Below are 20686 nucleotides of genomic sequence, written 5' to 3' on the forward strand. Positions count from 1 at the left end.
GGAGGGCCCTGCGGACGCGCGTGGTCATCGGGATCGGCGAGCGGTGGCTGAGTGGTCACCACACGCTCACACCCGCGTCCCGCAGTGCGGTGCCAACGCCGTGCCGGCCCATGACCGTCTGGACCGCCTCTGCGTCGAGCCGGCCGTGCTCGCGCAGCTCGCCGACGATGTCCGTGACCACCGCCCACACTCTGGGGATCGCCAGGATGCGTTCGCAGTCGGCCATGGCAGCGGCGCGGTTCACGGCGAACCCCCTGGCCGCCACCTCCTCCAGGATCATCCGGTCGTACCGCCCGGAGTCTCGGAGCATGTCCTGGTGCAGCAGCGAACTGGTGAAGCCGCGGGTGATCAGCCACAGCCGTTCGCCGACAGCTCCGGCCATGACGCCGATCGCGTAGTGCTGCGGGTTGGGCAGGGAGGGGACACCCGTCACCCGCCCGGGACTGCCCGTCTCGGCGGCCTCGACCGACGTGGTGGGAGGCCGAGCGCCGCGCGTACAGCGGCGTGCGCGCCCTCGTGCGCGCAGGTGGCGTCCGCGAACTCCGCCGGGGACAGTTCGGCGACCGCCGTCACGTTTGCCGGGTCGAGCATGGCCGGTCCTCTCCCTCGTGTCCCCGGACGGTGCGGCGCCCGCAGCCGCCCCACGGCCGCCGGGTGCTCCGATGACAGCCGAATCTACCCACCGCACCGCGCAGGCGTGAGTGCGGTCTCCGCGCAGGCGTGAGGGCGGTCTCCGCCCCGCGCGAGGAGACCGCCCCCGCCGCCGGGCGCCGGCTCTCCCCCGGCGCCACTCCCCCGGCGTCTGCTGCCCGGTGCCGGCTACCCCCGCTTCGCCAGTTCGGCGACCTTCGCGAACGCCTCCACCCACACCCGCTGCTTCTCCGGCGTCTGGCCCACGAGGTAGGTGGCGCGGAGCTTGGGGGGCAGGTGGCGGAGCAGGCGGGCCACCACGTCGAGGTGGTCGCGAAGCTGGGACACCTCGGCGTTGGCGAACACCTGGTGCACCGTGTCGGTGTCGTTCGTGCCCTCGTCGGCGGCCCGCGCCGCGGCGGCGAGCCGGGCCTCCCATCCGTCGACATCCGCGGCGAGCTCCCGGATGCCCACCTGCCGCCGGCCGGCGAGCCGCGCCTCCAGCCCGGACAGCGGGATCGGCGCGTACTCGCCCTCGCCCAGGTAGATCAGCCCGGTCTCCAGCGGCTGGTCGACCAGGTGCAGCTTGATCAGCCGCTCCAGGGTGCGCTTGGTGACCCAGTCGCGCCCCTCGTCGTCGATGTCGTTCTTCCACCACTCCAGCACCACCTCGGCCGTCTCGCCGTAGGTGTCGATCAGCCACTGGTTGGCGGGGATGTCCTCGGGCAGCACCTCGTAGCTGACCGTGAACCGGCTGGCCTGCGCGACGTTGTTGGCGCTCACCATGAGCTTGCGGCCGAGGTGGTACGGCGGGTTCTGCAGGGCGACCTGGGCGCGCAGGTTCTCGATCGGCCGGCCGGCGAGCGTCCACTCCTGGGTGACCTCCATCAGCTTGGCGAAGGTCGCCTTGTCCTTGGGCCGGTTGTACTCGTCCCAGACCAGGACCTTCGGCTCGGGGCCGAGCAGGGAGCGGGTGAGCAGGACGTCGAGCGTGCCGTCCGGCGACGGCACCGGCACGCACAGGTCCTCCATGTTCGTGACGGGCAGCGAGAAGTACACCGGTGGCCGACCGGTCTCCTCGCGCACGACCTGCTTGGTGATCTCGGTCTTGCCGCAGCCGGGCGGGCCCTGGAGCAGCACCGCCCAGCGGTTGCGGACCGCCGCGCGCAGCACGGAGCGCACGGGGTCGGGGACGCTGTCGGGGTTGGCGGCGCCGACCGCGGCGGCGAGGCGGTCGAGGATCTCGTCGGTGCGGTCCGGCCCGGGCTCGCCCTTGGAGGTGGGCTCGGACAGCTCCATCCGCGCGCCGTTGAGCAGCGGCAGCCCCCACCTCAGCGGGAAACCGGCCTCGGCGCAGTCCAGCACGTGCTGGAGGGTGCGCGGTGACATCAGGTGCCGCAGGTGCGGCCCGAGCCCGGCCCAGATCCGGAACACCTCGGTGAGGTCCCATGCGGGGTAGCGCTCGGCGAGCTTGTACCGCCAGGCGGTGTCGTTGGCGGTGATGCGGATCGTGACCATCCGGTCGAGCACCGCGAGGTCGCTGCGGCGGGCGCTCGTCTCGGCCAGCGACTCGTTGTCGGTGAGGAAGACCCCCACGCAGCCGAGTTCGCGCAGGTCGTGCTCGCCCAGCGTCCAGTTGCACGCCACCTGCATGAGCTGGGACTGGATGGTGTCGCCCGCCTGGAGGGAGTCGTCGATGAGCAGCACGAACCGGCGGCCCGGGCGAAGCTGGCGCATGATCAGCTGGCGCAGCGCCAGGCCGCCGGTGGCGGCGTCGCGGACCGGGGCGTTGACCAGCAGGTCGTCCGGCGTGAGGTTGGCGGCGGGGACCAGCACCACCTCGGTGTCGGGGTAGTGCTCGGGAATGTAGGACAGGAACGTCGAGGTCTTGCCGATGCCGTGCTCCCCGAACACCTGGCCGGTCTGCCCCATGGTGATCATCGCGTCGATGAAGCGCTCCAGCCGGGTGTGCCCGCCGTCTTCGGGCCGCTGGGGGTAGGTGGCGGTCGGCTGCCAGGGCCGCTCCTCCGCCGCCGGGTCCGCGGCGCGGGCCGGCGTCGCTACTGGATCGGTGATGGTCACGGAGCGTTACCTCTCTTGGGGGCCGCGTTCTGGTGGGTGGGCCGGGGTGGGGGGTCAGCGGTCGCCGGTAGTGACCCGGTGGCAGGCCATCGGCGGGTTGTGGCGTTCCGGCCAGGTGTCGCCCTCCGCGGTGATCAGCCAGATCCACTTGTCGGGGTCGGCGGGGGTGACGTGCGGGGCATAGCCGTCGGTCACCATGATCGCCGCGTCGAAGCGCTCCTCGAACCGCCGCCCGCCGACCTCCAGGCGGCCCTCGGCGTAGTCCACGACGTTCTGGAAGTTGGTACCGCCGCCGCCGCGCACGCGCTCGCCGGGGACGAACGGCATGACCACTCCGTCGAAGCTCAGCCAGTGCGTCTCGACGCCGTCGGTCTGCCCGACCAGCGTGGTCAGCCACTCCACCACCTCGTCCGGCATGGAGCCGGAGGTGTCGATGGCGACGAGTACGACCTTGGTGCGCTCCCGGCCGCGGCGGGAGAGCATCGGGTCGAAGCCGAGCGACAGCATGACCGCGCCCAGCTTCTTGGGGTAGACGAGCCGCTCGCCCTCGCGGAGCTTGGAGGCGAGGGTGTCGATGAGCCAGCGCTTCCACCACTCCACCCGGCGGGTGCGCGGCGTCTCACCGCGCAGGGCGGCCAGGCCAAGCGAACCCCACATGCGCTCCAGGCGCTCACCGCCGCCGTCCGTGCGGCCGGCGAGGTCGAGCAGTTCGCGCCGGGCCGTGGCGCTGCCGCGCCGCGCCTGGCGCATGACCTCGGCGAGGACCTCGGCGCCGACGCGCTCCACGGTCTCCGGGTCGAGCGGGACGCCGTCCCCGCCGGAACCGCCCTCCTCCGGGCCGGTCAGGTGGGCGCAGAGGGCGGGCGGCGGCACGGGCGGGTCGGCCATGCGCTGGAGTTCGCCGTACACCGACATGTCGGTGTGCACGAACTCCTTGTAGGGCAGCGGGGTGCGGCCGTTCGCCTTGAGGTCCGCGGCGTAGGCGGCGTGCACCTCGCGCGGGTCGACACCGACCGGCTGCCGGCCGGCACCGTCCGGCGCGGACGCGGTGGGCAGCCCGGTGCGGCCCAGCCGCTCCAGCGCCACGTGGTTGATCGTCACCTCGGTGGCGAGCGTGAAGACCGGGTCGCGGCGCAGCGCGCCCTCGACGTAGAGGTGCCGCTGGATGAGGTGCCGGGCCTCGTGGAACAGCACGAACTTCACGCCGTCCAGACCGATGTCGACCAGGAACTCCGGGTTGTACAGCAGCACGCAGCTGCCGTCCCCGGACGCCGCTACCGCTGCCGTGGGGACGGCCGTGGTGGGGATCTGGTGATGGCACTTGGCGTACAGCCAGGACGCGACCACGCTGTGCTTGATGCCGAAGTCGAGCAGCGCGGCCTCCTTGAGGCGCCGCGCCTCGGCGACCACGTCGGGCCCGGCCGCGCACTCGGCCGCGAGCGCCCGGCGGTCCGCGAGGTCGATCACCGCCTTCGCCGGTGCCCGCCGTGTCGTGGCGGCGCCCTGGTGCACGCCGTTCACCCCGTCCCGTTGTCCGCTGCGGTCGGCTGTGCCAGCACAGTAGCGGGTGACAACGACAGAACGGACAGTGCGGACACACGGCTCGGGAGGCGGCCCCGGGCGCGGCGGACAGCCGTGCGGACCGCCCTCCCCGGCAACCGGCCGCGGTCAGGCCGGCTGCGGGCCGCCAGGGTCCTCCAGCGTCGGAACGCACGGCGAGAGCAGCGGCTCGGTGTGCTCGCTGAGCCGCCCCCGGGCCAGCCGCACCACCCGGACCTCGTTCTCGCGCCCGGGGTCCTCGTCGTCGCGGATGTGCAGTAACCCGTAGGAGCCGGGGGCGACGGCGCCGACGTAGGCGAGCAGGTCGAGGAGCTCAACCGCCGCGGCCCGGTGGTTGGCGAACCCGCCGAGGTGGAGGAACGGCTCGCCGTTCATCCACCTCAGATCCAGCAGGTGGGGGCTGGCCAGCAGCTCCACGCGCCGGCCGAGCTCCTCGACGATCCGGGCGAGGCGGCCGTCGTCATCGTCGGCCGGGCTCTCCCGGACGGTGACCCAGCCGTGGTACTCGAACACGCACCGATGGTAGACGGCCGTCCGCGCCGGCGGCCCACCGGGCGCGAGCCGGCCCCGCCGGCGCGACGCGTGCGCGAAGCGCGCCTTGCCCCGTCGCAGGCCCGGCGCGGTCGGCGTCCTGACGCCGTGCCGCGGCTGCTACCTCGCGGCCAGACCGCGCAACGCGAGATCCACCTGGTGCCCGACCGCGTCCGGGTCGCCGTCGGGGACCAGCTGCGCGATGCGGATGAGGCCGAGAAGTTGGTAGGCGATGTCGTGGGCGGTCACCTCGGGGGCGAGCGTGCGGTCGGCCCGGGAGCGGTCGACGGCCTCCTGGCCGATCCTGACGAGGTGCGAGAGGCACCGTTCAAGGTCCGCGTTGGTCGGTGGTCCGGCGGCGAGCAGATCGACCATCGCCTTGTTGCCGGTGAGCTGGGACATCGTCGCGGTGAAGAACGCGCGGAGGGCGGCGATCGCGGGCACCCGCTCGGGAAGTGCCGCCGCGGGGTCCGTGCTTCCCGCGCCAGACCGGTCACCTGCGCCAGGCTCCGCTCGCGGCCGCCTCGGCCGCGTAGCTCTCGAAGCTCTTCGGTCCGCGTCCCGCCACCCTTCGCACCACTTCGGTCGGGGCGCCGTCGCCGACTCCCCGCAGCGCCGCGAACGCCGCCGCCTCCGCCCGGGCCTGCTCGTCGGTGGCGCCCTGCGCGGCACGCGCGGCCAGGTAGTCGCCGGGCTCGCCGCGGTAGCGGACCTCCCGGCCGGCCGCCGCGCCAACGATCGACAGGGCCTCGCCGAACGACAGCGCGCGCGGTCCCGTCACCTCGTAGCTCTGTCCGGAGTGCCCGTCTTCGGTGAGCGCCGCCGCGGCGACGGCGGCGATGTCGCCGACATCGACGAACACCTGGCGGAGGTCGCCGAGTGGCAGGGCAAGCTCGCCCGCCAGGATGGCGGCGCGGAAGATGCCCTCGTCGGACTTCTGGTCGAACCAGTCGGGCCGGATCACCGTCCAGTCCGCGCCCGACTCCCGCACCGTCCGCTCCGCCGCCAGCAACCGCTCGTCGCCCATGGTCTCGATGCCCCTGCTGGACAGCAGCACGATGCGCCGCACGCCGCTCTCGACCGAGCCGGCCACGAAGTCGGGATCGACCGGCAGCCCGTCCGGCGCCATGAGGTACATCCGGGCCACCCTGGCGGCCGCGGGCTCCCAGGTGGCCGGGGGGCGCAACGGCGCTCCGCGTCGGGGCCGGGCTCCCCGGTGGCGCGTGTGCGGGGCTGACCTCGGGGGCCGGGCGGGGTCACCGGACGGCCGTCGCCGCGGTGCGCAGCAGTTCGGCGACCGGGCCGGGGAAGTCCGGCAGCAGCCGCAGCGCCAGCGTCCAGGCGTCGGGGTCGTCGCCGATGGTGGCGCGGATCAGCGCCGCGAGTTCGGCGCCGCCCCGGCCGTCATTGCCGGGCCAGCTGAGGAGCCCGAGTACCTCGCGGGCGGAGTGGCCGTGCTCCAGCGCGTCGGCCCAGGTGACGCGGCCGGCGCCGAGGGCCTTGACGAGCCAGTTGTCGCTGTTGCGGTCCGTCTGGCCGGCGCCGTACTCGGCGAGGACGTCGGCCGGTGGCACCCCCTTCATCAGCTTGCCGTACTGCTTGGCCTCCCGGCCGAACAGCACCCGCTCGGCCCTGATCTCGGCCGGGCAGTCGGCGATACGCTGCATCATCCCGAGCACGTCGGGCGTGAACGGTGCGCGGCGGTGCTCGGCGAGCAGTTCGTCCCAGTGCCAGTCGTGCGACTCGGTGACATACACCGCGCGGTCCCGCCGCTCCCTGCGGAACGCCGCGATCTGGCCCTCGGCGCTCTCGCCGCGGGCCACCTCCGCCCGCAGCTCGGCCAGCGCGGCGTCGGGGTCGGACCTGGCCAGCAGCCGCTCGACGGTCTCGCGCGCCTCGCGATAGGTGCCGTAGGAGATGGGCGTCTCGCGGGTCAGCTCGGCCAGGGTGCGCTGGCCGTGCCGCTGCCAGATGTTGAGCATCAGCCGCAGCTGCGGGATGCGGCCGACCACGTGGACCTCCCGCATGATGTGGTGCTGCAGGCGCAGGTCGGCGCAGTCGATGGCGTCCCGCGGCCGCCACGGGTGCGGGCCGGCGAGCAGCTGCCGCACCAGGTCCGGATGGAGCGGAACCGGCCCGTCGGCAGCCCCGAACGGGGTCCCGGCCAGCAGGCGGCGGCGCTGCCGGTCGGTGATGCGGTGCTGGAAGAACAGCATCGCGTTGACCTCGGGATCATCCAGGGCGGCGAGGCGTTCGATGGCGTCGGGGTCGAGGCCGGGGCGGCAGGCGAGCAGCCGCCGGTCCGCGGCGCTGCCGGAGTCGAGCACCCAGGCGAGCCACTCCGGACGCCACCGGCCCGACACCACCATGTCCTGGGCGGTCTGGGGGTCGACGTGCGGGCGCAGCGCGGTGAGCGTGGCGAAGGGAACGAGGTCGAGGAGGGTCTGGAACGCCGCGCGCACGTCGGCCGGTGACAGGCCGACACCGTCGACGGGGACCGGGTCCGGGACGGGCGGAGCGGCTCCGGGCGCGCCCTCGCCCGCGGCGGCCGCCAGGAGCTCGGTGACGGGGCCGTCGAAGACCGGCAGCAGCGCACGGACCACCAGCCAGCGGCCGACATCCCCGCCCGCGTGCTCCTCGACCAGCTTGGCCAGGCCGGCGGTGAACTCCCGCCATGCGGGTTCGGCGGGGTCGCCCTCGGGCCGCACGGCGCCGGCCTCCGCGAGCGCCGCCACGGCGGGCCGGCAGTTCTCCAGCAGCTCGGCCCCGGTCACGCCGCGGCCAGGGGTACGCCGGACGAGTACGCGGACGGCCTCCGTACGGCCGCGCCGGCCGCACTCCGCCGCGAGCAGCCGCGCGTCCGGGCGGGGTGTGGCCTCGGCGACGGCCAGTGGTTGGGTCGCGTAGCAGGCGTCGCGCACGTCGTCCGGACAGTCGGCCCGGGCGGTGAGCAGCGCCGCGGCGGCCGCGTCCAGCGGCCGCTCGCGGACCGCCGCCAGCACTGCCGGCCAGTCGAGGGTGTCGCGCAGCTCCAGCAGGTCAGCCCGGCCGCCGAGGTCGGGTTCGTACAGCTCCTCCAGCGCGCCGGCGGTACCTTCGGCCTCGGCGACCGCCCGGCGCAGCGCGTCGGCGTCGCCAGAGGCGGCGACGCCGCGGACGAGGTCGGCGACCTCCGGCCGCAGGGCGACACCGTCGAGCGAGGCCAGTGCCCGCCCCCCGCCGGCGTGGTCGTGCAGGGACAGCGCCGCGCGCAGCTGCTCGGCGCGGGACAGCTCGCCGGCCTTGGTCAGCGCCGCGCGTACCATCGCCGGGACCGGGGAGACAACGGCGGCCCGCGCCCACCGCACGTCCCACTGCGCGAGGGTGTCGGAGAGCGTGCCGCGGCCGGTGGGCGCGGCCGGCTCCGTCCCCAGGCCGGCCAGCACTCGGCGGCGCAGCCGCAGGCTCCACCAGTCGGCCTCCTCCTGCCCTCTCGGCAGCACCTTCTCGGCCATGGCGGGGTGCCCCGAGCTCGCCAGGCGCTCGCGTACCGCGGGCATCCGCTCCACCTGGGCGTTGCGGTACAGCAGGGTGTTCAGGGCCTCGGAAGCGAAGTTGGCGCCGCCCGGGCAGGCGAGCACCGCGTCGACCAGCCGCTCCAGGCGTCCGTGGTGCCGGGTGAGGTCCGGGTTCTTCGCCATCGCGGCCAGGAGCGCGGGATCGTCGGCGTCCAGCACGGCGTCCACGAGGCCGGCCGGAAGCACACCGCTGCCCAGCGCGGTATGGATGACGTCCGCGGCCCCGGCGAGCTGGCGGTGCCACTTCTGGGCCGGGGCGGCCGCCAGGAGGGAACGGACGGCCTTGGGGCTGAGGGTCACCATGGTTCTCCATCGTCGGTTCCGGCATCGGCGTGGAACAGGGTGGCGGTGCGGGCGACCGTGGGGGAAACCACGCGCCCGGTCACGAAGCGGCCGCGGCCGCCGTGCCCAGCAGTTCGGCGACGGAGCCGGAGAACTCCGGCAGCATGCGCAGCGCCAGCACCCAGGCCTCGGGGTTGCCGTCGAGGGTCGCGCGCAGCAGCACGGCGAGTTCCTGCCGGGCGGAGTCGGCCGCGGAGTCGTCCGCGATCTGGGTCAGCACGTTCTCGGCGGGCACGTCGTTGGCCAGCCGCGCGCTCCAGCGGGCCCGGTCCGGGTCGGGCAGGTCCGCCCCCGCCGTGCCGCCGGAGCCGGACGGGAGCGTGACCGTGCCGGGGGGCGGTTCGGGGAGCGGGAGGTGGGACGCGAGCCGGGAGAAGGCGTCGTCGCGCCACTGATCACGCGCCTGCTCGGTGCGCGCGGCCTCCCGGCGGAACGTGTCGGGGCATTCGGGGATGTTGACCAGCCCGGCCAGGCTCATCACCGAGAAGGGTTCACGCTGGTGCTCCTTCCACAGCTCGTCCCAGTGCCATGGATGCGCCTCGCGGTACAGCTCCGCGTTGTCCCACGCCTCCTTGCGGATGGCGTCGATCTGCCACGCGGCCGACTCGCCTTCGGCCACCTTCCGGCGCAGCTCCACCAGGGCGGAGTCGGGGTCCTCGGCCGCGAGGAGCTTCTTCATGGCGGCCTTCGTCTCGCGGCGGAACGGGTTCCGGGAGTAGGTGACCGGCTGCAGCTTCTCCTCGATCAGTGCTTTGGCCTCGGCCGGTCCGTGCCGCTCCCAGGCGTTGAGGAGCAGCCGCAGCTGCGGCACGACGCCGCGCACCCGGATGTGCCGCAGGATGTGCCGGAGCAGCCGGGGATCGGCGCAGTCCACCGGGTCGCGCGGGCGCCAGCCGCCGGAGCGCCGCAGCAGGTGCTCGACCAGGCCGGGGTCGAGCGGGAGCGGGGTGCCGCGCGCCGGGTCGAAGGGGCGGCCGGACAGCAGCCGCTCGCGCTGCGGTGCGGTGGCGCTGGCCCGCAGGAAGAGCTGGGCGTTGACCTCCGGCTCGTCCAGGCGCATGAGGCGCTCGATGGCCTCGGCGTCCAGCGAGCCCCGGCGGGCGAGCGCGACGGCGTAGCGCCGGTCGGCCGCGGCGGAGGCGTGGTCCAGCCACGCGTCCCGCCATGTGCCGTGCGCGAACAGGTCGTAGAGGGTGCGGTCGTCGAGGTGCGGGAGCAGCGCTGCCTGGCAGGCGGGCGCGGCGTTGAGGAGCGTGAGGAACGCGGCGCGCACACCGCCGGGCGATGCGGACCGGCCGGGCTCCGGCATGGCGCCGGAGTCGGGCCAGCCCGGCTTCGGCGGCCGGCCGCCGCCCCCGGCGACCTCGTCCAGCAGTTCGGTGACCGTGCCCTTGAACGACCGCATGCGGGCGCGCAGCACCCGCCAGCGCTCCGGGTCGGTGCCGATCCGGTCCTCGACCAGTTCGCCGAGGCGGGCGGTGAACCCGTCCCAGGCGACGCGGGCCCGCTCGGGGGCGGCCGGACGCTGGCGAGCGGCCTCCAGTACCGCGGTGGCGGGCGTGCCGCGCTCCAGCAGGTCGGTGCCGGAGAGGCCGCGGCCGAACCCGCGCCGGACCATGACGCGGACGGTCTTCGCGCCCGCGGCACCGGCCGGGGGTGCCGCCAGCAGCTCCGGGCCGAGGCGCGCCGCGTACTCGGCCACCACCGCCGGGTGCGCCGCGAACAGCAGGACACCGACCTCCTCGGGGCAGTCCTTCCGCTCGACGAGCGCGCGCGTGGCGTCCTCGTCGAACGGCTGCTCGCGGGCCGCCTCGGCCACCGCGGCCCAGTCGAGGGTGGCGCGGAGCTCCAGCAGCTCCGCGCGCAGGCGCAGGGAGGTGTCGCGCAGTTCGGCGATGGCGCCGGCCGTGCCCTCGGCCTCGGCCAGCGCGGCGCGCAGCGGAGCGGGATCGCCGGACGCGGTGACGCCGGCCAGCGCCTCGGCCACCTCGGGCCGCAGCTCATCGGCGGGCAGCGCGCGCAGCGCGGGGAGCCCGCCGTCGTGCTCGTAGACGCTCCACAGGGCGCGCAGCTGCTCGGCGGGCAGCAGGTCGCCGACCGCCCGTTCCAGGGCGTGCCGGGCCACGCCCGGCAGTGCGCAGACCACGGCCGGGCGCAGCACCCGGGTATTGCCCTGCTGGAGCAGCCACGACACCATGCCGCCGATGCCGGTCCACCCCGGGTCCGCGGGCCGGGCCGCGGCCAGCAGCGTCCGCCGTTCGCGCAGACTCCACGAGGAGTCGCGGTGCAGTACCTGCCGCGCCACCCCGGGGTGGCCGCTCGCGGCGAGGCGCTGCCGGAGCGCGCGGCACGCGGCGCGCTCCTCCTCGCTCGGTTGGTGGAGCGCCGTCGGCGGAAGGGCGGCGGCTCCGACCAGCCCGTTGACCAGGGCGGTGTCCTCGGTGGCGAGGACGGCGTCGGCGAACTCCGCGGGCAGCCGCCAGGCGCTGTGCCTGGGCGGGCCGAGTACCGCCCGCAGGACGTCGTCCAAGCCCGCGACCTGCCGAGCCCAGTCCTGCGGTCCGGCCGCGCCCAGCAGCTCCTGGATCGCGGTGGTGTTGCCCAACGTGGACATGGCGAGAGGCTCCTTCGGTGCGGCACCGGCGCGGAACGGGCACGACGACCGCCCCGTGAGGTGATCGGCGTGCCCCGCACCGTAGCGAAGCGGTCCGACAGACACCGGGGCGGGAGCGTGCGCCCCGCCCGTCCACGCTCACCCGCGCGGGGGTGCGCCGGCCACGCGGATCAACAGGCTGTGGAAAACCGGGTTCCGGCGCGCGCGGGCGCCGCTTGCCGCGCCTCCCGCACGGAACCGCCCCGGCTCCGGCGGCACGCGGCGCGGGGGCCGCCTGTCGGCGGCGGGCACCGGGGAGCCATCGGGCCCCACCGGGCGGCACCGAGCGGTCCGTGCGCGGTGTCGCCGCGGCACGAAGGGAACGGCCCGGACTGCGCACCAGTCAGTCCGGGCCGATTCACAACGGCGGTGTGAGGGGGGTGCCTAGTCCCAGTCGAGGCCGCCGCCGGTCTGGTACTCGATCACACGGGTCTCGAAGAAGTTCTTCTCCTTCTTCAGGTCCATCATCTCCGACATCCACGGGAACGGGTTCTCCGCCTCCGGGAAGAGCGGCGCGAGTCCGATCTGCTCGGCCCGCCGGTTCGTGATGACGTGCATGTACTGCTCGCACAGCTCGGCGTTGAGCCCGAGGATGCCGCGCGGCATCGTCTCCCGCCCGTACGCGACCTCCAGCTCGCACGCCTCGGCGAGCATCGTGCGCACCTCCGCCTGGAACTCCTCGGTCCACAGGTGCGGGTTCTCGATCTTGATCTGGTTGATGACGTCGATGCCGAAGTTCAGGTGGATCGACTCGTCGCGCAGGATGTACTGGTACTGCTCGGCGATGCCGACCATCTTGTTGCGGCGGCCCAGCGACAGGATCTGCGCGAACCCGGTGTAGAACCACATGCCCTCGAACACCACGTAGAACGCCACCAGGTCGCGGAGGAACGCCTGGTCGGCCTCGGGGGTGCCCGTGGCGAAGTCCGGGTCCTCCAGGTTCTGGGTGTAGCGGAGCGCCCACGCGTCCTTCTCGGTGATCGAGGGGATCTCGCGGTACATGTTGAAGAGCTCGCCCTCGTCCAGGCCCAGGCTCTCGCAGATGTACTGGAAGGTGTGCGTGTGCACCGCCTCCTCGAACGCCTGGCGCAGCAGGTACTGCCGGCACTCGGGATTGGTGAGGTGCCGGTAGACGGCCAGCACGATGTTGTTGGCCACCAGCGACTCCGCGGTGGCGAAGAAGCCGAGGTTGCGCTTGAGCGTGAGGCGCTCGTCCTCGGTGAGCCCGTCGCGCGACTTCCACAGCGCGATGTCGGCCTGCATCGCGACCTCGGTGGGCATCCAGTGGTTGTTGCAGGCCGCGAGGTACTTGTCCCACGCCCACCGGTACTTCAACGGAAGCAGCTGGTTGACGTCGGCGCGGGCGTTGATCATGGCCTTGTCGTCCACGTTGACGCGGGCGGCGTCGCGCTGGATCTCGCCGAGGCCGGTGGTGTCGGATTCGGAAACGCTGGTCATGGGTTCTTCTCGTCTGTCTCGGGCGGACGGCGCGCACCTGGGCGCGGGCGTGCCGCTCAGCGGGGGTGGGCCTGGCACGGCCGCCGGGCGTCCGGCGGCGGTCCGGCGGCGGAACGCGCGGTGCGCCCCGCCGCCGGGGCGGCTACTGGCAGGCCTCGCAGTCGGGGTCGTCGATCGAGCACGCCGCGCCGGCGTCGGGGTCGATGTCCGGGGCGGAGCCGGACCCGGCGGCCGGGACCGGGGCGGCCGGCGGCCGGGACGCGGGCGGCGCCGCGACCGGGGCGGCCGAGGAGGCCGGGGCCGCCGTCACCGCGTTCAGCTTGCCGTCGGTGCCCTTGAGCGTGCTCTTCTCCACGTGCGTGGCGCTCTGCGAGCGCAGGTAGTAGGTGGTCTTCAACCCCTTGCGCCACGCGCGCCGGTACAGCTCGTCCAGCTTCCGGCCGCTCGGCGCGGCCATGTACAGGTTCAGGGACTGGGCCTGGTCGATCCACTTCTGCCGCCGCGACCCCGCGTCGACGAGCCACGACGGGTCGATCTCGAACGCCGTCGCGTACAGCTCCCGGAGGTCGTCGGGGACGCGCTCGATCCGGCCGAGGCTGCCGTCGTGCAGCTTGAGGGCGGCCACCATCTCGTCGTCCCACAGCCCGCGCTCCTTGAGGTCGCGGACCAGGTAGTCGTTGACCACGGTGAAGTCGCCCGACATGTTGGACTTCACGTACAGGTTGCGGTAGATGGGCTCGATCGACTGGCTGACACCGGTGATGTTGGCGATGGTGGCGGTCGGCGCGATCGCCATCACGTTGGAGTTGCGCATGCCCACGGTGCGCACCCGCTCGCGCAGCGCGTCCCAGTCCAGCCGGGCCGCGGTGTCGACGTCCAGATCGCCCCCGCGCGCCTCGGCGAGCAGCCGCAGCGAGTCGATGGGCAGCACGCCCTGGCTCCACAGCGAGCCCTCGAAGGAGGCGTAGCGCCCCCGCTCGGCGGCCAATTCGACCGACGCGTCGATGGCGTGGTAGCTGATCAGCTCCATGCTCTCGTCGGCGAACTCCACGGCGGCGTCGGAGCCGAACGGCAGCCGCAGCCGGAACAGCGCGTCCTGGAAGCCCATGAGCCCGAGCCCCACCGGGCGGTGCCGCATGTTGGCGCGCTCGGCCTCGGGGATCGTGTAGAAGTTCACGTCGATGACGTTGTCCAGCATCCGCACCGCCGTGCGCACCGTGCGGCGCAGCCGGTCGGCGTCGATCCCGTCCGCGCTGACGTGCCGGGCCAGGTTGACCGAGCCGAGGTTGCACACCGCGACCTCGTCCGCGCTGGTGTTCAGCGTGATCTCCGTGCACAGGTTGGACGAGTGCACCACCCCGATGTGCTGCTGCGGGGACCGCAGGTTGCACGGGTCCTTGAACGTGATCCAGGGGTGCCCGGTCTCGAACAGCATGGTGAGCATCCGCCGCCACAGGTCGACGGCCCGCACCCGCCGCCACACCTTGATCTCCCCGGCGTCGGCGGCACGCTCGTAGGCGGCGTAGCGGCGCGCGAACTCCGCCCCGTAGAGGTCGTGCAGGTCGGGCACCTCGTCCGGCGAGAACAGCGTCCACTGGGCGTCGCTCTCGACCCGCTGCAGGAAGAGGTCCGGCACCCAGTTCGCGGTGTTCATGTCGTGGGTCCGCCGGCGCTCGTCACCGGTGTTCTTGCGGAGGTCGAGGAACTCCTCGATGTCGATGTGCCAGGTCTCCAGGTAGGCGCAGACGGCGCCCTTGCGCTTTCCGCCGTTGTGCACGAGTCCGGCCGCGGTCATGTACGACTCGTCGGTCTCGACCTTCAGGTCGTAGACGACAGGAGCCACGTCGGTCTCCCGGACCTCGCGGACCCTGGAGAACACCATCCCGCCGAACTCGATCCAGTTCCTTTCGGTGAGGGGCCGGCAGCCGACAAGATCGGCGATCTCCGAAACCGCCGGCACCCGGATGTCGAACGCACGCACGATTCCGTCGAAGTGGATCCGCGAGCCGTCCGATCGCGTGCCCTCATGGTTCTGCTGACGCTCTCGGTACTGCCCGGCCGACGGGATCCCCATGCGCAGCAGCTGGTAGCGCACTCCTGCGGCCAGTGGCTGGGAGGTCGTCGTGAAGTAGATCTCTACGCCCCGGGAGACGCCACCATCGGTCTCCAAAAGCCCTTGCAGCATGGCTCGGGTCTGCGGTCGGGGGAGGTGGGAGAAGCGCCGGGAGATGCGCTTGCGGTGTTCGGTGTCGTAGAGGTCCTCGGCGGTGAACGGGAGCGTCGCGGCTCCGGTGCCGGTGATGCGCCCGGTCACCGGATCGCGGAGCACGCCCCGACCGCTCGACCAGTGGATCTGGGCGTAGCTGTCGTCCCGACCGCTCTCCCAGAAGTGGATGCCCCGCTCCGTGAGGTAGCGGCGCACGAAGTCGAGATGGGAGTCCAGTTCGGGGTTGCCCGACACCCCCCACTGCATACCGTCTTTGGAAAGGTGGCCGTCACCCAACAGGATGCCGTAGAGCCGCGCGTCCTCCTCGGTGAACCCCTCGACGGGGACGACCTCCTTCGGAATCACCTGGGCGACGTAGTCGCCCTGTTCCAGGTCTCCCGCGTCCACCCACTCCGGACGGACCTTGTCATTCGCCAGCCACGTGAGGGTGCGACTGTTCTCCTGCCCGAGGGGCACGCCCTTGATGGCGTAGAAGGGATGGCCGGTGGTGACCTTCAGCGTCTCCATGGAGTGCTTGACGTTCACCTCGACCATCGGATCGACCTGGTCATAGGCCAGGACGTCCAGAACTTCGCGATATGTCCCGCTCAGACCGAGGACCAGATCGCCGACCTGTACATCCTTGATCGCCTTCACGCCGTCGGCGGTGTAGACGGAGGTCTCGGGTGCGAAGCACTGGTTGACCGCCACGGCGGTGTCGTTGGCGATCTTCAGGAACGGCACGACCCCCTGGCTCTGGCCGTTGGTGCCCTTGATGTGCGCGCCCATGCCGCGGACCGGGGTCCAGTCGTTGCCGAGGCCGCCGGAGTACTTCGACAGCAGCGCGTTGTTGCTGATGCCGTGGAAGATGGCGTGCAGGTCGTCGCCGACGGTGGTGAGGAAGCAGGACGACAGCTGGGCGCGCCGGGTACCGGAGTTGAACAGGGTCGGGGTGGAGCACATGAAGTCGAACGAGGACAGCAGCTCGTAGAACTCGATGGCGCGGGCCTCGCGGTCGTCCTCGCGCAGGGCCAGGCCCATGGCGACCCGCATGAAGAACGCCTGCGGGAGCTCGTAGCGCTCGCCGTGGCTGTGCAGGAAGTAGCGGTCGTAGAGGGTCTGCATGCCCAGGAAGGTGAAGTCCAGGTCGCGCTCGGGCCGCAGCGCCGCGCCCAGCCGGGCGAGGTCGAACGCCGCCAGTTCCGGGTCGAGCTGCTCCAGTTCCACGCCGCGGGCCACGTAGTCGGCGAAGTAGGCCGGGTAGCGCTCGGCCATCTCGGCCTGCCCCGCCTCGTCGAAGCGGCCGGCGAGGAAGCTCAGCGCCTCGCGGCGGAGCTTGTCCAGCAGCAGGCGGGAGCTGACGTAGGAGTAGTCCGGGTCGACCTCGACGAAGGCGCGCGCCGCCATGATCAGCGCGAGCTCCAGTTCGGCGGACCCGATGCCCGGGTACAGCGTCCGCTTGGTCTCGGCGAGCACGGTCTCCGCCGAGGCGCCGCCCAGGCCCGCGCACGCCTCACCGACCACCAGCCGCACCCGTTCCATGGGATCGGCGGGAGGGGCCGCCGTCGCGGTACGGTCCGGTGTGACGTCGGTGCCGAGGGTCATGGTGGTGTCTCCAACCAGATAACGAAACCAGGTGGGGGGTGCGGGGGGAGAGCGCACACGTGGGAGACGCGGGCACGCGCCCGCAGCTGAAGTCTCCTGACGTCGCGGCGGCCCACCCTCGAAGCCCCGTTCTGCGCGCGTCGCGCGCCGCTGGCGGCAGGTCTTCGGACTCGCGGGCGTGCGGCCGCCCAGGCCGCGCCTACTGACCGTCGCTTCCCAGACGCCATGGCACGGCGCCCAGTGCGTGGTGACGGCGTTCGTTCCCGCTCACCGCTGCGGGGCAGTCCCGGACTCGCACCGGGTTCCCTCTTGCCTCACCGCGGGACTCGGACCCCTGCGGTGAACCACCAGCGGAGCGATACTACATCTAGTGCCAGGGGCTCGCGACCACCGCAAGATAGCGTGTGTCGCGTCATACCACGCCGCGTCAGCCAAGCCGACCAAGCCCCCCAGCGCGCCGCTGGCCACTGATCATCTCCGGGCCTTGCCCTTGTTCTCAGACCCGATCGCGCAAGTAACTTGTACAGATCGACCGGACGCCGGAACACGCTTCGCGATGGGGGGACCCTCGTCGTGGACGAGAGCGACGCGAGCCCGCACCCCCTCCTGGTACGCCAGATCCTCCAGCTCTTCCAGCAGCCCATCACGAACCCCCGTGGAGGGCAGCTCATCTGCACCACGCATGACACATCCCTCCTGGCACGGCCAGGGCGACGAACTGCTTCGGCGCGACGAGATCTGGTTCACCGAGAAATCCGAGGACGGCGCCACCTCGCTGTTCCCATTGACGGATTTCCATCCCCGGTCCGGACTGAACTGGGAACGGCGTTACCCCGGCGGTTCCGTCGGCGCGGTCCCATTCGTCGACCGGACGGACTTCGAGAACGCCGTCCTCGGACGCGACGAGAACGACGATGACCAACCGCCGCCGTTCCTGGACGAGGCCCACCGCAACGCCGCCGCGCTCGACCCTGATGGGAGCAACCACGACCGGGTTCCGTCCACAAATGCCTGGCAACTCGTGCGGAAAGTGCGCCGCACCGGCTGATTCAGCCGCTATTCGTCCAGCAGCTTGTCGAGTTCGTCCTCGCCGAGGCCGAGGTCCATCCGGATCCGGAACCGGATGCGCAGCAGCTCCAGCAGCAGGTCATGCATGTACGGCGAGACGTCCTGGTGCCGGAAGCGCTCGACTCCGAGGGTCGCCCAGGCGTGCGCGCCCTTGAGGTCGTCGTGCGCCTGCAGGGTCTCGGCGATGTGGATGAAGGTCGGCAGGTTGCGCGGCCCCTCGGCACGCAGCCGGTCGAGCTGTGCGTAGCCCTCCTCGATGCGGTCCAGTTCAAGCAGTGCGCCGGCCTGCAGGGCACGGGCGTCGATGATGGTGACGCCGCCGTCGTCGATGGCGCGCTGGTAGATGGCCGACGCGCGTTCGAACTCCTGCGCCATCTCCCACTGCTCTCCGGCTCGGACGAACAGCTCGGCCCGGGAGATCTCGCTGTCGGCGTCGACCCGGTTGGCGAGGTCGGTCAGTTCGCGCGCGACGGCGGCGTGGTCGCCGGACTGCACGGCTCGGAACTCCAACCGGTCAAGGTCTGACGTTGTCACGCGGGTCACTGCCACCCTCCCTCGTCGCCGCTGCTCGCCGGTCCTACTGATCGCGGGACCGCTCAAGAGCGTCCCAGAATCCCTGCCGGAGCGCGTGCCGAACCTCGTCGCGCAGCAGGAAGTCGATGGGCAGCGTCGACCCCTGCAGCAGCCGCGCCTCCAGGTCCGATGGCATGCGGGGCCTGCGGGCGAGCACCGCCTCAAGCCACAGCACCGGCGCGTCGCGCGCGATGGACTCCGCGAAGTCGCTGCCCTCGCGGGCGGCGACCTCGACGGCGTCGTCGACCGTGCGCGCGGCCGACGAGCCGGGGTGGACGTAGCCCACCCGCGGCGTCGGATTGGTGTACGGCCCGTGCTGGACCGGTGGGTGGTCGGAATGGGGGCCAGTAGCGGACCCGAGACCCGGGTGGGTCTCGGCGGCGCTCCTGAAGCTGGCGTCAGCTCCCGTACTGGCCCCAAAAGTAGGGTTTGGGCCGGTGTTACCTCCAAACCCGGGATTCTCACCCGTGCTCGGCCCGTACCGGGGGTCCGGACCCGGTGGCGCGCCGCGCGACGGTGGCGCCTCGCGCTCGTACTGGCCGCCCATCAGCGGGTTGCGGTGCGCTCCGGTCGGCGGCTGCGCCGGCGGGGACTGCGGCGCACCGCCGTAGCCCTGCTGGGCGACCCCGCGCATGCCCGGGTGCGCGCCCGTGGGCGGAGCGGCGTGGCCGGGGCCCGGGCCGGGTTCGGCGGGCGGGCTCGGCGCCATGCTCGCGTGCGTGCCGGTGGGCGCCGCCTGCGGCGGTGCGGGCGGGCCGCCGGTGGGGAATCCGTTGGTGTCGATCGGCCCCGAGGCGTTGGGCGACCGCGGCTCCATGGCGTCGGACCCCTGCGGGGCGAGGTGGTCGCCGCCGCGCTGCTGGGCGAGGCTCTGCCGCATGGCCCGCAACTGGTCCATGGCGCTGCCGCTCGCGGCGGGCTGCGCACCGGTGCCGGCGAACAGCGCGTCGAGCCCGGAGGCAGGCGACGGCGCCGGCTCGACCCGCGAGGACCCCGCGTGCGCGGTCACCGGCTGCCGGGACACGGGTCCCGAGGGCGCCCGTCCCCGCCCGTTGCTGAGCGGACCGCGCGCGGTCGCCGGCACCGTGTCCTCGGGGGTCTCGGCGCCCGCGAGGAGGTTGACGTAGGGCCGGAGGTGGCCGGCCCCGATCTCGATCAGGTCGTCGCACTCGCGACGCAGCGCGCGGGAGATCGTCCAGTTGCCCTCGACCGAGATGTGGACGACGGTGACCCGCACGCCCAGATCCTGGACATCGGCGACCACCTGCGCCATGTCCTCGTCTCCGCTGACGAGGACGGCCTCGCAGAGGACACCAGTCCGCGCGAGTGTGGTCAGGTCCCGTTGCACATAGCTTTCGACGCCCTCCCGTCTGCCCGGACGGATACGCGCGGCTCGGAACTTGATGCCGGGGATGTCCGCGATGCCGTCCTGCTCCTGGGTGCGGCGCCCTTCGGGGGTCGCCTCGTACCAGTAGCAGCGCAGCAGCGGCAGTCCCGTGCGGTCACGCGCCACCTCGTTGAGGAGCTGTACGAGTCCCGCGTAATCCCAAGACACGGAGTCGCGGTTGCGAGTTCCGTGCACAGCCATCGCGCCGTCGGCCAGGAGGTAGCCGGCGTCAACGAACAGCGCGCAGCGATCCACGCGACACCGCCCCTTCCCTCGTTCTGGTTCTCGCGAGCCGGTCGGTCGGCCCCGGACTCCAGCATCGGCACTTGGCCAAAGACAGGCCGGGCCACAGCCTAGCCAAGTCTGTGCCGGTTTGTGTGCGCTCCCCGATACCCACGGTTGTGAGCTAGGCGAACGAACCCCGACCGGAGGGTTTCGGCGCGGTTCGCCCGCACGCGAAACCCCCAGTGGGCGCGGGCGCGGACCACCGTCCGGCGTCGAGCCGCGGAGCGGCGCTGACCAGCGACGACGTTCCGGCACCGCGCGCCGAAGGGTACCGCGGAGCGCCCGGCTGCCGCCGGTTGCGGCCGAGCGGCGCCCCCGCGGGTTTCGGTCGGCTTCGGCGAGCGCGCCGCTCCCGCCGGTCGAGCCGTGGACGACGGTCAGCGGGCCGGCGGCGCGCTCCCGGCGCGGACCGCGGCCCGCAGCGAAGCCGTGTCGAGGACGCGGACGTCGCAGAGCGCGTCGACGCGGCGGTCGGGTCCGCCGACCGCCCCCGCGACCCGGACGCGGAGCACCCGCGGTCCGGCCTGTTCCTCCGGAGGCCCGGCCGGACCCCCTCCGACCGAGGGCGGGTCCGGTGCCGCGGGCGGGTCGGGCAGCGCCGGCGCGGCGGGGCTCTCCGGCCTCGCGGGCGCTTCCGGGAGCTCGGGGAGCTCAGGGAGTTCGGGCGGATCCGGCGGATCCGGCGGGTCGGGTGGCTCCGGCGGAGCGGGCGTCCGGGGCGGCTCCGGTTCCGCCTCATCCGGCGGTTG

At 73.0% G+C, this 20686-nt stretch carries 13 protein-coding genes, 1 pseudogene and 1 riboswitch; of the genes and pseudogenes, 2 read left to right on the forward strand and 12 right to left on the reverse strand.

Annotated features, from left to right (window positions below; all coding sequences use genetic code 11):
• Positions 1–55: 55 nt before the first annotated feature.
• The 10 genes from DEF28_RS18260 to DEF28_RS18305 all read right to left on the reverse strand — a co-directional run bounded on the left by DEF28_RS18260 (position 56) and on the right by DEF28_RS18305 (position 16561).
• Entirely contained in the window at positions 56–433 is a 378-nt protein-coding gene (locus DEF28_RS18260; RefSeq protein WP_114446179.1) for a hypothetical protein, read from the reverse strand.
• A gap of 386 nt (positions 434–819) precedes the next feature.
• Positions 820–2712: an ATP-binding protein gene (locus DEF28_RS18265; protein ID WP_233515385.1), complete on the reverse strand. Its 1893-nt coding sequence runs from the start codon at positions 2710–2712 to the stop codon at positions 820–822.
• 54 nt (positions 2713–2766) lie between these two features.
• Entirely contained in the window at positions 2767–4233 is a 1467-nt protein-coding gene (locus DEF28_RS18270; RefSeq protein WP_199493380.1) for a DUF2201 family putative metallopeptidase, read from the reverse strand.
• Positions 4234–4380: 147 nt separating this feature from the next.
• Positions 4381–4785, reverse strand: a complete 405-nt coding sequence (locus tag DEF28_RS18275; protein ID WP_114399160.1) for an Imm7 family immunity protein — start codon at positions 4783–4785, stop codon at positions 4381–4383.
• A 138-nt stretch (positions 4786–4923) separates the two neighbouring features.
• Positions 4924–5247, reverse strand: coding sequence for a hypothetical protein (locus DEF28_RS18280; RefSeq protein ID WP_114399159.1), 324 nt, complete (start codon positions 5245–5247; stop codon positions 4924–4926).
• Positions 5248–5296: 49 nt separating this feature from the next.
• Positions 5297–5941, reverse strand: a complete 645-nt coding sequence (locus tag DEF28_RS18285) for a Rossmann-fold NAD(P)-binding domain-containing protein (RefSeq protein ID WP_114399162.1) — start codon at positions 5939–5941, stop codon at positions 5297–5299.
• Positions 5942–6059: 118 nt separating this feature from the next.
• Positions 6060–8663, reverse strand: a complete 2604-nt coding sequence (locus tag DEF28_RS18290; protein WP_114399158.1) for a hypothetical protein — start codon at positions 8661–8663, stop codon at positions 6060–6062.
• Between the two features lie 79 nt (positions 8664–8742).
• Positions 8743–11316, reverse strand: coding sequence for a hypothetical protein (locus DEF28_RS18295; RefSeq protein WP_114399157.1), 2574 nt, complete (start codon positions 11314–11316; stop codon positions 8743–8745).
• Between the two features lie 423 nt (positions 11317–11739).
• Entirely contained in the window at positions 11740–12813 is a 1074-nt protein-coding gene (locus tag DEF28_RS18300) for a ribonucleotide-diphosphate reductase subunit beta (RefSeq protein ID WP_114399156.1), read from the reverse strand.
• A gap of 142 nt (positions 12814–12955) precedes the next feature.
• On the reverse strand, positions 12956–16561 hold the full coding sequence (locus tag DEF28_RS18305; protein ID WP_114399161.1) for a ribonucleoside-diphosphate reductase subunit alpha: 3606 nt from the start codon (positions 16559–16561) through the stop codon (positions 12956–12958).
• 201 nt (positions 16562–16762) lie between these two features.
• Positions 16763–16988: riboswitch (cobalamin riboswitch) on the reverse strand.
• 209 nt (positions 16989–17197) lie between these two features.
• On the opposite strand from DEF28_RS18305, the pseudogene DEF28_RS29075 reads away from it, so the two are divergent.
• A pseudogene (locus DEF28_RS29075) lies at positions 17198–17263 on the forward strand (hypothetical protein); the annotation flags it as partial.
• Between the two features lie 16 nt (positions 17264–17279).
• The gene (locus DEF28_RS18310; protein WP_233515386.1) at positions 17280–17672 is read left to right on the forward strand and encodes an AAA family ATPase; all 393 of its coding nucleotides are present in this window, start codon (positions 17280–17282) and stop codon (positions 17670–17672) included.
• 8 nt (positions 17673–17680) lie between these two features.
• Here the strand turns inward: DEF28_RS18310 and DEF28_RS18315 are convergent, their stop codons facing one another.
• Complete coding sequence (locus DEF28_RS18315; protein ID WP_114399155.1) at positions 17681–18235, reverse strand: hypothetical protein; 555 nt, start codon at positions 18233–18235, stop codon at positions 17681–17683.
• 34 nt (positions 18236–18269) lie between these two features.
• Complete coding sequence (locus DEF28_RS18320; protein WP_114399154.1) at positions 18270–19907, reverse strand: NYN domain-containing protein; 1638 nt, start codon at positions 19905–19907, stop codon at positions 18270–18272.
• Positions 19908–20686 lie beyond the last annotated feature (779 nt).

It is taken from the genome of Marinitenerispora sediminis (genome assembly GCF_003336425.1).
Taxonomy (GTDB): Bacteria; Actinomycetota; Actinomycetes; order Streptosporangiales; family Streptosporangiaceae; genus Marinitenerispora; species Marinitenerispora sediminis.